Here is an 11,929-nt window from a genome sequence, read left to right on the forward strand (position 1 = left end):
CCCCCTCGCCCCCCCCCTCGCCCCGTCCGTCCTGTGGCGGCCCTTCGGGCTGCATCTCCGGCTGACCCACCCGGCACTCCCTACTGACCACGCTGCGTGACTGGTGACACACACGACGCACACGCGCCGGACCCTTCCTACCCCCCAATGGGTGGCGAAGATGTAGCTTTCACCGCTTTTCCGCCCGGAAGTATTCCTTGATCAGTTATAGGGCGCGAGCGAAACTCACTCGAAAGAGTGCTGGGGCGACGGCAGGCCCGACCACGTAGGCTCGTGCCGAACGGGAAAACCCGTACCGAGCAAGGAGCTGATCGTGATCCCCGGTGGTGGCCAGCCCAATATGCAGCAGCTGCTCCAGCAGGCCCAGAAGATGCAACAGGACCTGGCGCAGGCGCAAGAGGAACTGGCGCAGACGGAGGTCGACGGCCAGGCGGGCGGCGGCCTCGTGACCGCGACCGTCACCGGCGCCGGAGAGCTGCGCAACCTGAAGATCGACCCGAAGGCGGTGGACCCGGAGGACACCGAGACCCTCGCCGATCTGGTCGTGGCGGCTGTGCAGGCGGCCAACGAGAACGCGCAGGCGCTCCAGCAGGAGAAGCTGGGCCCGCTCGCGCAGGGTCTGGGCGGCGGCGGCATCCCCGGTCTGCCGTTCTGAGACGCCTACCGCTTCCTCGGACAGGCGGCTGACAACTACGGTACGTACGGGAAGGCCGTACGGCGCGAACGACCTCGATGATCCAGGAAAGGCAGTCCGTTGTACGAAGGCGTGGTCCAGGACCTGATCGACGAGCTGGGGCGGCTGCCCGGCGTCGGTCCGAAGAGCGCCCAGCGGATCGCCTTCCACATCCTGCAGGCGGAGCCCACGGACGTACGGCGGCTCGCCCAGGCCCTCATGGAGGTCAAGGCGAAGGTCCGCTTCTGTGCGACCTGCGGCAACGTCGCGCAGGAGGAGCTGTGCAACATCTGCCGCGACGCCCGCCGCGACCCCGCGGTCATCTGCGTGGTCGAGGAACCGAAGGACGTCGTGGCGATCGAGCGCACGCGTGAGTTCCGGGGCCGCTACCACGTCCTGGGCGGCGCGATCAGCCCGATCGACGGGGTGGGCCCGGACGACCTGCGGATCAGGGAACTCCTGGCCCGCCTGGCCGACGGCACGGTCACGGAACTCATCCTCGCCACGGACCCGAATCTCGAAGGCGAGGCGACCGCCACGTACCTCGCCCGCATGATCAAGCCCATGGGCCTGAAGGTCACCCGCCTGGCCAGCGGCCTCCCGGTGGGTGGCGACCTGGAATACGCGGACGAGGTGACCCTCGGTCGCGCCTTCGAGGGGAGACGACTCCTAGATGTCTGACGCCACGCTGCACGCGACCGACCAGAACCCGGACGACTTCGCGGTCCAGATCGCGGACCAGGTCGAGAGCTTCCTGGTCGCCGTCATGGAGATCGCGAAGGGCGACGAGCCGGAATCGGCCGTTCCCTTCCTGCTCCTGGAGGTCTCCCAGCTCCTCCTGGCCGGCGGCCGCCTCGGCGCGCACGAGGACATCGTGCCCGACGAGCGCTACGAGCCCGACCCGGGCCCCGAACCGGACGTCGACGAGCTCCGCGAGAACCTGGCGCGGCTCCTCGACCCCGTCGACGTCTACTCGGAGGTCTTCGACCCCTACGAGCCCCGCAAGGCTCCGGTGCCGGCCCGGATCTCCGACGACCTCACCGACGTCATCACCGACCTGCGCCACGGCATGGCCCACTACCGGGCGGGCCGCACCTCGGAGGCCCTGTGGTGGTGGCAGTTCTCCTACTTCTCCAACTGGGGCTCCACCGCCTCCGCGACCCTCCGCGCCCTCCAGTCGGTCCTCGCCCATGTCCGCCTCAACCAGCCCCTGGCCGAACTCGACGGCCTGGACACGGACCAGGCCATGGGCGACGACACCCTGGAGATCGAGGCGGGCCGGGTGATGGCGGAGGAGATCGCTGAGCCGCTGGGGTTGCGCCCGGCCAAGTAGCCACCGACCCACCAGGGCCGCCTCCGTGACCTCACCGTCCCACGGCGGCGGCCAGCGCCCGCGCGTCGACGTACGGCGCGGTCGGTGTCGGCTCGCTGTACCACCTGAGCGGCCAGGTGTTCCCCTCCAGCGCCGGGATCCCGATGTACGTGACCGTGACCGTACGCGGATCCCGCCCGCCCAACTGCTGCACTCCGAGCGGCCAGTCCTGTCCGCGTACCGCCCCGGGCGCCAGCAGGAAGTACACCCACCGCGGCCCGCTCGCCTCACACACGATCGGCCCCGCGTCCCCGTCGGCCGCCTCGATCAGCCACTCGGCGACCAGCTCTCCCCGCACGCCCTCGACCCGGACCGCGTCGAAGTGCACACCAGTGACGTGGAGTTGATGACCTGCCGCCGGAACCCACTCAGGGCGGTGAATTGCGTTCGTCATGACCACACAGTCGTGCTCGCGCGGCTACGGTCGGTAGCGACTGTCGTGCTACACGTCGTGCTGTAACCGTCGGAGGTGGACGCTGTGTCGGCCCAGTACAACTCCAATTCCCAGCCGCCGGTCGCCTGGCGCTACAGCGGAAACCAGATGAAGCGCTGGCGCATGAAGGCGAACGTCAGCCGCGAGGAGCTGGCCGCCGCGGCCAACTACTCCCCGGACACCATCAAGGCCATGGAACAGGGCGTACGCATGCCGACGCCACGGGCCCTCGACACGGCCGACGACCTGTGCCGGGCTGATGGTTTTCTGAGCGCGGCCAAGGAGTACTTGCAGCGGGAGAAGTTCCCGGCGCGGGCGCAGGACTTCATGGAGAGGGAGCGGGAGGCGATCAGTCTCTGGTGGTACGAAGCCATGTACATCCCCGGTCTGTTGCAGACCAAGCGCTACGCACAGGCACTCATCGAGAACCATGTCCCGCCGCTGGACGCGGACACGGCTGAGGAACGGGTCGCCGCCCGCTTGGAGAGGCAGGTGATCCTCACCGAACGGAAGCCGCCGGTGGCCCTCAGCTTCGTCGTCTACGAAGCTGCGCTGCGCAGTTCGCAGGTGGACGAGGAACAGTTGCACCGCCTATTGGAGGTCTCCCGCCTGAGGAACGTCGTGTTGCAGGTCCTGCCCTTCGAGCGGGCCATCACCGCGGCGCTCCTGGGGCCCCTGGTGTTGTTGGAGACTCATGACCACGAGCGTTTCGCCTACGCCGAAGGCCAGTTGGGAAGCGAACTGACGGCCGAACCAGGGGCTGTCAGTCGCGCCACGGAGCGGCTTAGCATGATCCGCGCGCAGGCTCTCAGTCCGGACGAGTCGGCACGTTTCATCGAGCGGATGGTGGATCAGTTATGAGTGACCAGCTGCGCTGGGTCAAGTCGAGCTACAGCGACTCCGAGGGCGGCGCCTGCGTCGAAGTCGCTCTGTCCGCCGCCGTCTACGTCCGCGACTCGAAGACCCCCGCAAGTCGTGAGGTCCACATCACCGCCGCCGCCTGGGCGGCGTTCGTCTCGAGTGGATGGTGGATCAGCCATGAGTGACCAGCTGCGCTGGGTCAAGTCGAGCTACAGCGACTCCGAGGGCGGCAACTGCGTCGAAGTCGCTCTGTCCGCCGCCGTCCACGTCCGCGACTCCAAGACCCCCGCGGGGCCCGAGCTCCACGTCACCGCGCCCGCCTGGACGGCGTTCGTCTCCGCGGTTCAGCCCGGGGCTTGAGCCACTGAGGCCGAGGCCTCTCAGAGCCGTACGGCCGCGCCGGTCACGCCGATGCCCGTGTCCGCCTCCGCCGGTACCGTCACCGTGATCGTGCTCGGCCGGCCCATGTCCACGCCCTGGTGAATGGTCAATGTCGCAGGGACCGGGACCAGCCCGAGTTCCCGCAGGTAGCCGCCGAACGCGGCCGCCGCCGCCCCCGTGGCCGGGTCCTCGACCACGCCGCCGGGCGGGAACGGGTTGCGGGCGTGGAAGACCGTGGGGGACTCCCGCCAGACCAGGTCGACCGTGGTCCAGTCCTTGCGGGCCATGAGGGCGGCGAGCGCGGCCATGTCGTAGTCCAGGACGGCCAACCGGTCCCGGCTCGCGGCGGCGATGATCGGGTGCCAGGCTCCGGCGAAGGCCGCCCGGGGCGGCAGCGCCGGGTCCAGGTCCCCGGCGGACCAGCCCAGAATCCCCAGCAGCTCGGCCAGATCGGCTTCCTCGACCGGAGCCGTACGCGGTGCGACGCTCACCAGGGTCGCCACGAGGGTGCCGTCCGCCGCCCGGTCGGTGGTGACGGTGACGGGGCCCGCCGCCGTGCGCAGCCGCAGGCGTCCGGTGCCGTGCCGCTCCGCGTGGGCGACGGCCGTGGCGATCGTCGCGTGGCCGCAGAACGGCACCTCGGCGAGCGGGCTGAAGTACCGCACGTCCAGGGCACCGTCGCCGGACTCCACCACGAACGCCGTCTCGGAGTAGCCGACTTCGGCCGCCGTCGCCAGCATCGTCGCGTCGTCGGCCCCGGTGGCGTCCAGCACCACTCCCGCGGGGTTGCCGCCCTTGGGATCCGTGCTGAACGCCACGTAGCGCAATATCTCCATGCCGAGACAGTAGCGTCCGGCTCCACGCTCACGCTGCGTGATTTGGGGGCTCCTTGTACGCCCCCTGTACCTGGGCTGCACGGCCGCTAACCGGTGACACGCGAGTCTGGAGTCACTTCCACCGCAGAAGAAGCGGAGGCAAGTCAACTCCCCTCGATGTCACCGGAGATGTCATGAACCGTCGCCCCGCACGCCGTCGCATAGCCGTCGTCGCCACCGCTGTCGCCGCCCTGGCCGCCGGTACCTTCGCCCTCGGTGCCGGGGTCGCCGGAGCCGACTCCCGCGGCAAGTCCGCGCAGCCGTCGGCCAGGATGGCCACCGAGGCGCAGGTGCTCGGGCTGTTCGACAACTGGAACGCCGCGCTCCGGACCGGTGATCCCCAGAAGGTCGCCGACCTCTACGCGGCGGACGCGGTCCTGCTGCCGACCGTCTCCAACAACGTCCGTACGGACAGAGCCGAGATCGTCGACTACTTCGAGCACTTCCTCCAGAACAAGCCGGTCGGCACGAAGGTCGAGTCGGTCGTCAACGTCCTCGACCGGGACACCGTCATCGACACCGGTGTGTACGAGTTCGCGCTCACCGACCCTGCGACGGGCGCGAAGAACACCGTCAAGGCCCGCTACACGTACGCCTACGAGAAGCAGGACGACGGCACGTGGCTGATCGTCAACCACCACTCCTCGAAGATGCCCGAGAGCTGACCGCCCGGAGGGTGATCGTCACGCACAGGCCGCCCCCGGGAGCGTCCGTCAGGGCCACGGTCCCGCCGTCGTCCGTCGCCAGTTGCTTGACGACGGCGAGACCGAGGCCGGAGCCGCCCTTGCCGGTCAGGCCCTGACCGCGCCAGAAGCGGTCGAAGGCGCGGGACTTCTCGGCGTCCGACATGCCGGGTCCCTCGTCCAGGACCGAGACCCCCACCACATCGTCCCGGGGGTCCACCCGCACGGTGATCGTCCCGCCGTCCGGTGAGACCTCCAGGGCGTTGGAGAGCACGTTGTCCAGCATCTGGTCCAGATGACCGGGGCTGGACAGCACAGACGGCCGGCCGTCGATACTCCCCCTGAGCGCGATGGTGACTCCGCGCTCGTCGGCGGCCGGCCTCCACACAGCGAGCCGCTCCCGCACGATGTCCAGCAGCGGGAGCGGCTCGGCGGCCGTCACCTTCGCCTCGGCACGGGCCAGCACCAGCAGGCCGTTGACCAGGCGGTTCATGCGCACGACCTCGGCGGTGGCCTGCTCCACGTCCTCCCGTACGAACTCGTCGTCCACACCGTCCGCGATGTTGTCCAGGGACAGCCGCAGGGCCGTGAGAGGCGTGCGCAGCTGGTGTGAGGCGTCCGCCACGAAGATGCGCTGGGCCGCGATCAGCGTGTCCAGGCGTTCCGCGCCCTGGTTGAGGGTGCGCGCCAGCGTCTGGGTCTCCGGCGGGCCCGTCACGGGGGAGCGGGCGGTCAGGTCACCGTCGCTGAACTTGCTCGCCATGTCGTTGAGCTGGCGCAGCGGGCGGGTGAGGCGCCGCGCCACCCCGACGCCGAGCAGGGCGGCCACCACGAGGACCAGCACCGCGAGGATCGCCCGGAAGCCCCAGATCGTCCACAGGCGGTCGGTCATCTCGTTCGTCGAGTAGACGATGCGCACGGCACCGACGACCCGGTCCTCGCCGGCCCTCTCGGCGGGGACCGTGATCACCAGCTCGGGACCCCAGATGAAGGAGGAGCCCCAGTCGGTCGTGGGCTTGTTCCGGTCGAGGGCCGTGGTCAGGGCCGCGTCCTGCGCCGGGCGGAGCAGGTCCGGCGCGCAGCCCGGGGCGCCGGCCACCTCGACGTCACCGGGCGTCTGGGTGGCGTACGCCGTGGCCATCTTCTGGAGCGCCTCGCACGAGGTGGGGTCGCCGTTGGCCAGCAGCAGCGCCATGGTCTCGGCCTCGCGCATCACGGAATCCTCGGTGTCGCCCCGCAGCTGGGAGGTGAGCGAGAAGGCCACCGGCACCGTGAACAGGGCGATGGCGATCGCGACGAGGAAGATGTAGCTGCGGACGAGCTGGCGGATCATGAGGCGTCGCTGCCCGTTCCGGTGCTCGGGTCGCCGTCGCCGTCCTTGTCGCCGCCGCCGTCCTTGACGATCTCCAGCCGGAAGCCGACCCCGCGCACCGCCTCGATGGTGATCGCGCCCGCCAGCTTCCGCCGCAGTGCCGCCACGTGCACGTCGAGCGTCTTCGTCGGCCCGAACCAGTTCGCGTCCCAGACCGCTTCCATGATCTGCTCGCGCGACATCAGCGCCCCGGGCTCCTCGGTGAGGAACGCCAGCAGGTCGTACTCCTTGGGCGCGAGGGCCACCTCCTCGCCGTCGAGCCGCACCCGGGCCGCCTTGCGGTCGACGGTCAGGCGGGGGCCGTAGCGGTCGGGGCCGTTCTCGGGCGCCCCGGCCGCGGGGGTGCGGGGCTGCGCGCGGCGCATGACCGCCCGGATGCGGGCGATGACCTCCCGGACGCCGAACGGCTTGGAGACGTAGTCGTCCGCGCCGATCTCCAGGCCCACCACCCGGTCCGTCTCGTCGCTGCGGGCGCTGATCACGATGATCGGGACGTCGCCGCGCTCGCGCAGCGTCTTGCAGACGTCGAGGCCGTCGGTGTCGGGCAGGCCGAGGTCGAGCAGGACGACGTCGTAGGGGCTCGCGTGGTCCAGCGCCGCCCGGCCCGTGGTGACCCACTCGACCTCGAAGCCGTAGCGCTTCAGGCCGCGTCTGAGGGACTCGGCGACCGGTTCATCGTCTTCCACCAGAAGTACGCGCACAGGCGAACCCTAGTGCTTGAAATTTGAGCCACAGGCGTCGGCCCACGTGCGATTGTGACGCCGGGCACTTTCTCGCGTGGCCGGTGCCGAGATGGGCATGAGCAGACCTGAACGAGTACCCCGGAAGTCTCACCATGCGATATCGCGGAAGGGATTTTCGGACGCTCGTTAGACTGAGCCGACCGCGGTACGAATGCGTATGAGCGGATAGAGACGGATTGAGCGAGGAGCGCACGTGGGCCTTGTCGTGCAGAAGTACGGAGGCTCCTCCGTAGCCGATGCCGAGGGCATCAAGCGCGTCGCCAAGCGGATCGTGGAAGCGAAGCAGAACGGCAACCAGGTAGTTGCCGTCGTTTCCGCGATGGGCGACACGACGGACGAGCTGATCGATCTCGCCGAGCAGGTTTCCCCGATGCCTGCCGGGCGCGAGCTCGACATGCTGCTGACCGCCGGGGAGCGGATCTCCATGGCACTGCTGGCCATGGCGATCAAAAAGCTGGGCCACGAGGCCCAGTCGTTCACCGGCAGCCAGGCAGGTGTCATCACCGACTCGGTCCACAACAAAGCCCGGATCATCGACGTCACGCCGGGCCGGATCAAGACCTCGGTGGACGAGGGCAACATCGCGATCGTGGCGGGTTTCCAGGGTGTCAGCCAGGACACCAAGGACATCACCACCCTCGGCCGCGGCGGCTCCGACACCACCGCGGTGGCCCTCGCCGCCGCCCTCGACGCCGACGTGTGCGAGATCTACACCGACGTCGACGGCGTGTTCACCGCCGACCCGCGCGTGGTGAAGAAGGCCCGGAAGATCGACTGGATCTCCTTCGAGGACATGCTCGAACTGGCGGCGTCCGGGTCGAAGGTGCTGCTCCACCGCTGTGTGGAGTACGCCCGCCGGTACAACATCCCGATCCACGTCCGGTCCAGCTTCAGCGGACTTCAGGGCACCTGGGTCAGCAGCGAGCCGATTACGCAAGGGGACAAGCAGGTGGAGCAGGCTCTCATCTCCGGTGTCGCGCACGACACCTCCGAGGCCAAGGTCACGGTCGTCGGCGTGCCGGACAAGCCGGGCGAGGCGGCCGCGATCTTCCGCACGATCGCCGACGCCGAGATCAACATCGACATGGTCGTGCAGAACGTGTCCGCCGCCTCCACGGGCCTGACGGACATCTCCTTCACGCTGCCGAAGACCGAGGGCCGCAAGGCCATCGACGCGCTGGAGAAGAACAAGGCCGGCATCGGCTTCGACTCGCTGCGCTACGACGACCAGATCGGCAAGATCTCCCTCGTCGGCGCCGGCATGAAGACCAACCCGGGCGTCACGGCCGACTTCTTCACGGCCCTGTCCGACGCGGGCGTGAACATCGAGCTGATCTCGACCTCCGAGATCCGCATCTCGGTCGTCACGCGCGCCGACGACGTGCCCGAGGCCGTCCGTGCCGTGCACTCCGCGTTCGGGCTCGACTCCGACAGCGACGAGGCCGTCGTCTACGGAGGCACCGGCCGCTGATGGCCGGTCTCCGACGGGCCGACCGGCCCGGCCGGTCCGAGCGCCCGACGCTCGCCGTCGTGGGCGCGACCGGGGCCGTCGGCACGGTCATGCTCCAGATCCTGTCCCAGCGCGCGGACGTCTGGGGCGAGATCCGACTGGTCGCCTCCCCGCGCTCGGCCGGCCGCAAGCTGGCCGTGCGCGGCGAGGAGACCGAGGTCGTGGCGCTCACCGAGGAGGCCTTCGACGGGGTCGACGTCGCCATGTTCGACGTCCCCGACGAGGTCGCCGAGCGGTGGGCGCCCCTGGCCGCCGCCAAGGGCGCGGTGGTGGTCGACAACTCCGGCACGTTCCGGATGGACCCGGACGTGCCGCTCGTCGTGCCCGAGGTCAATCCGCACGCCGTACGGATGCGCCCGCGCGGGATCATCGCCAACCCCGGCTGCACGACGCTCTCCATGATCGTGGCCCTGGGCGCGCTGCACGCCGAGTTCGGGCTGCGCGAGCTGGTGGTCTCCTCGTACCAGGCGGTCAGCGGCGCCGGCCGCGCGGGCGTGGCGACGCTGCGGCAGCAGTTGTCCCTGGTTGCCGGCACGGAGCTGGGGACCAGCCCCGGTGACGTACGGCGGGCCGTGGGGGACAGCACCGGTCCGTTCCCGGAGCCGGTCGCGCTGAACGTCGTGCCGTGGGCCGGGTCGCCGCGCGAGGACGGCTGGTCGTCGGAGGAGATGAAGGTGCGGGACGAGTCCCGCAAGATCCTCTCCCTGCCCACGCTGCCCGTGGCCGTCACCTGCGTCCGCGTTCCGGTGATCACCACGCACTCGCTGACCGTGCACGCCCGCTTCGAGGGCGAGGTCACCGTCGACAAGGCCCGCGAGATCCTCGCCACAGCACCCGGGGTCGTGCTGTTCGACAACCCGGCCGCGGGGGAGTTCCCGACGCCTGCCGACGTGGTCGGCACCGACCCGACGTGGGTCGGGCGGGTGCGGCGGGCGCTGGACGACCCGACGGCGCTCGAACTGTTCGTCTGCGGGGACAACCTGCGCAAGGGCTCCGCGCTCAACACCGCGCAGATCGCCGAACTGGTGGCCGCCGAGCTTTCGTGACGTGCCGTGCCGGTGGCCGCAGGTTTTCGGGAAGTTTCGCCCCGCTGGAAACCCCCGACCGTTGTCATAGGCGGTTTGTAGGATCTGCGTACGACATGTGAGCCGGTCGATGGTCCGGATCACTTGTCCCGAACCCCATCGGCATCCGAGGATTTACCTCCCCGCCCTCCGCAACCGTGCGAAGGGCGGGGAGCGTCTTTGCGGTCGCCCTTCCGGGCCGTGGGACACCTTCAGGCGTGGGGACGCCTGGCACCGGGCGTGGGGACGCCCGGTCACATCTGGACATAGGGGAAGAGCGGGACGCATGAGGGCATTTGATGCACCAGCGGTTGTGCTGCCTGACGCGGGTAGATCGCCGACGGCCAAGGTCGGCGTGAAAGTGATGCCCGACGCGTACAACCCTGACAGGGGTGAGCGTGTCCAACAGGCGTGGCAGAGGTACTCGACTTCAGCGCGGCACGCGGCACGGTCATTCGACCGCCCCGTCCGGCGGCTCTACGACCCCGCATGTCCGGTACTCCCGGCGGCATGCCGGTGATCGCGCCCGTGCCCGCAGCGCGGCCGGCCCGCATCCCGAACCAGCGTGAAGGCGCCGAGGACGGTGTCGCGGCCGGGACCACCGTCGACCACCTCACCGAGACCTACCGGGCGCACTACCGCTCGCTGCTCGGTCTCGCGGCCCTCCTCCTCGACGACACCGCCTCCTGCGAGGACGTCGTCCAGGAGGCCTTCATCCGCGTCCACTCGGCCCGCAAGCGGGTCCGCGACCCCGAGAAGACCCTGGCGTACCTGCGTCAGACGGTCGTCAACCTGTCCCGCTCGGCGCTGCGCCGCCGCATCCTCGGCCTGAAGCTGCTGTCGAAGCCCATGCCCGACATGGCGAGCGCCGAGGAAGGCGCCTACGACCAGCTGGAGCGCGACTCCCTCATCAAGGCGATGAAGAACCTCCAGCGCCGCCAGCGCGAGGTGCTGGTGCTGCGCTACTTCGCGGACATGACCGAGGCCCAGGTAGCCGAGACCCTCGGCATATCCCTGGGCTCGGTCAAGGCCTACGGCTCGCGCGGTATCGCGGCGCTCCGGCTGGCCATGGAGGCGCCGGCATGAGCGACGGCGACGGCGCGCGCCGCGACGGGCGCGACCGGCACGAGCCCTTCGAGTGGCACGAGCCGACAAAGCTGCACGGGCAAGATCCGAAGCAATCGCACGCTGGGAACGGAACTGTGAACCACGGCCTGGACGAACAGAGCCCCGAGGGGTTCGAATCGGACGAGCTGGACCTGCGCAGGATGCTGCACGAAGCGGTGCAGGAGGTGGAACCGCGCGACGGCACGCTGGACTATCTGCGGAAGGCGGTGCCCCAGCGACGGACCCGCAAGCGGCAGGCCGTCGTCGGCATGGCAGCCGCCGCGCTGTTCATCGGCACGGCCGTCCCCGCCCTCGTGCACGTCTCCAACTCCACCGGTTCCGAGGCCAACCCGTCCGCGATCGGCCACGCTTCCGAGACACAGGGCGGCGTGAGCCAGGGCAAGGGCCCGGACGGCGGCGAGAGCACCGCGGGCAGCTCCCCCGGCAAGACCGAGGGCAAGGACAAGGGCGACAAGAAGCAGAAGGACAAGGAAGGCAAGAGCCCCGGCGCCTCGGCCGGAGCGTCCCAGGGTGCCGGCCCGTCCTCCTCCACCGCCGCCGCCGGCATCCAGGCGTGCACCGCCGCCCAGCTCGGCCCCGCCGCCGGCAGCAGCGCCGCACCCGACTCCACCGGCGCGGTCTACGGCTCCTTCCGCGTCACCAACGTCTCGGCGGCGAGCTGTACGGTCACCGACCCCGGCTCGGTGAGCGCGCTGGCGCAGGGCGCGGCCGACGTCAACAAGGTCGGCACGGCCCGGCACACGGCCGGGGACGCGGCGGCCGGCCTGCCCGACCCGTCCCTGGAGGCCGCCCAGCTGGACCTGCGCAGGATGCTGCACGAAGCGGTGCAGGAGG

15 protein-coding genes are annotated in these 11,929 nt (G+C 70.0%); 11 read left to right on the forward strand and 4 right to left on the reverse strand.

The annotated features are described in order from the left end of the window. The first annotated feature begins 313 nt into the window (after window positions 1–313). The 3 genes from CA983_RS31875 to CA983_RS31885 all read left to right on the forward strand — a co-directional run bounded on the left by CA983_RS31875 (window position 314) and on the right by CA983_RS31885 (window position 2,006). The gene (locus CA983_RS31875; protein ID WP_078945132.1) at window positions 314–655 is read left to right on the forward strand and encodes a YbaB/EbfC family nucleoid-associated protein; all 342 of its coding nucleotides are present in this window, start codon (window positions 314–316) and stop codon (window positions 653–655) included. Window positions 656–754: 99 nt separating this feature from the next. Continuing rightward, a complete protein-coding gene (recR, locus tag CA983_RS31880) occupies window positions 755–1,354 on the forward strand; it encodes a recombination mediator RecR (RefSeq protein WP_030897911.1) in 600 nt (199 codons plus the stop codon). Then, complete coding sequence (locus CA983_RS31885; protein WP_086604273.1) at window positions 1,347–2,006, forward strand: DUF5063 domain-containing protein; 660 nt, start codon at window positions 1,347–1,349, stop codon at window positions 2,004–2,006. Before recR ends, CA983_RS31885 begins: the two co-directional genes overlap by 8 nt. A 31-nt stretch (window positions 2,007–2,037) precedes the next feature. On the opposite strand, the gene CA983_RS31890 is transcribed toward CA983_RS31885, so the two are convergent. Next, on the reverse strand, window positions 2,038–2,445 hold the full coding sequence (locus CA983_RS31890; protein WP_086604274.1) for a hypothetical protein: 408 nt from the start codon (window positions 2,443–2,445) through the stop codon (window positions 2,038–2,040). Between the two features lie 141 nt (window positions 2,446–2,586). Between CA983_RS31890 and CA983_RS31895 the strand changes: the two genes are divergently transcribed. From CA983_RS31895 to CA983_RS31905, 3 genes are read left to right on the forward strand one after another with little or no spacing between them, the layout of a single operon-like run. Next, window positions 2,587–3,339, forward strand: a complete 753-nt coding sequence (locus CA983_RS31895; protein ID WP_086604275.1) for a helix-turn-helix domain-containing protein — start codon at window positions 2,587–2,589, stop codon at window positions 3,337–3,339. Then, window positions 3,336–3,524, forward strand: a complete 189-nt coding sequence (locus tag CA983_RS31900; RefSeq protein ID WP_086604276.1) for a DUF397 domain-containing protein — start codon at window positions 3,336–3,338, stop codon at window positions 3,522–3,524. The genes CA983_RS31895 and CA983_RS31900 overlap by 4 nt, the downstream gene beginning before the upstream one ends. Further along, entirely contained in the window at window positions 3,517–3,699 is a 183-nt protein-coding gene (locus tag CA983_RS31905) for a DUF397 domain-containing protein (protein WP_086604277.1), read from the forward strand. Before CA983_RS31900 ends, CA983_RS31905 begins: the two co-directional genes overlap by 8 nt. A 20-nt stretch (window positions 3,700–3,719) precedes the next feature. Here the strand turns inward: CA983_RS31905 and CA983_RS31910 are convergent, their stop codons facing one another. Then, a complete protein-coding gene (locus tag CA983_RS31910) occupies window positions 3,720–4,556 on the reverse strand; it encodes a PhzF family phenazine biosynthesis protein (RefSeq protein WP_086604278.1) in 837 nt (278 codons plus the stop codon). Window positions 4,557–4,729: 173 nt separating this feature from the next. Here CA983_RS31910 and CA983_RS31915 point away from each other — a divergent pair, with 173 nt between their 5' ends. Then, window positions 4,730–5,260, forward strand: a complete 531-nt coding sequence (locus CA983_RS31915) for an SgcJ/EcaC family oxidoreductase (RefSeq protein WP_086604279.1) — start codon at window positions 4,730–4,732, stop codon at window positions 5,258–5,260. Here CA983_RS31915 and CA983_RS31920 read toward each other — a convergent pair. Further along, window positions 5,226–6,611 carry a sensor histidine kinase gene (locus CA983_RS31920; protein WP_086604280.1) on the reverse strand — a complete coding sequence of 462 codons (1,386 nt, stop codon included), beginning with the start codon at window positions 6,609–6,611 and terminating at the stop codon, window positions 5,226–5,228. The genes CA983_RS31915 and CA983_RS31920 overlap by 35 nt on opposite strands. Then, entirely contained in the window at window positions 6,608–7,351 is a 744-nt protein-coding gene (locus CA983_RS31925) for a response regulator transcription factor (protein ID WP_086604281.1), read from the reverse strand. The genes CA983_RS31920 and CA983_RS31925 overlap by 4 nt, the downstream gene beginning before the upstream one ends. Before the next feature lie 235 nt (window positions 7,352–7,586). Here CA983_RS31925 and CA983_RS31930 point away from each other — a divergent pair, with 235 nt between their 5' ends. The 4 genes from CA983_RS31930 to CA983_RS31945 all read left to right on the forward strand — a co-directional run. Then, window positions 7,587–8,864 (forward strand): aspartate kinase, encoded by a 1,278-nt coding sequence (locus tag CA983_RS31930; RefSeq protein WP_086604282.1) that lies wholly within the window; start codon window positions 7,587–7,589, stop codon window positions 8,862–8,864. After that, window positions 8,864–9,949, forward strand: coding sequence for an aspartate-semialdehyde dehydrogenase (locus CA983_RS31935; RefSeq protein ID WP_086604283.1), 1,086 nt, complete (start codon window positions 8,864–8,866; stop codon window positions 9,947–9,949). The genes CA983_RS31930 and CA983_RS31935 overlap by 1 nt, the downstream gene beginning before the upstream one ends. 528 nt (window positions 9,950–10,477) lie before the next feature. Next, window positions 10,478–11,053, forward strand: a complete 576-nt coding sequence (locus CA983_RS31940; RefSeq protein ID WP_086604284.1) for a SigE family RNA polymerase sigma factor — start codon at window positions 10,478–10,480, stop codon at window positions 11,051–11,053. After that, window positions 11,050–11,929, forward strand: an 880-nt coding sequence (locus CA983_RS31945) for a hypothetical protein (RefSeq protein WP_244207186.1), incomplete at its 3' end; no start/stop codon positions are given. The genes CA983_RS31940 and CA983_RS31945, both read left to right, overlap by 4 nt.

Origin of the sequence: Streptomyces swartbergensis (genome assembly GCF_002148965.1) — a bacterium.
GTDB classification, from domain to species: domain Bacteria; phylum Actinomycetota; class Actinomycetes; order Streptomycetales; family Streptomycetaceae; genus Streptomyces; species Streptomyces swartbergensis.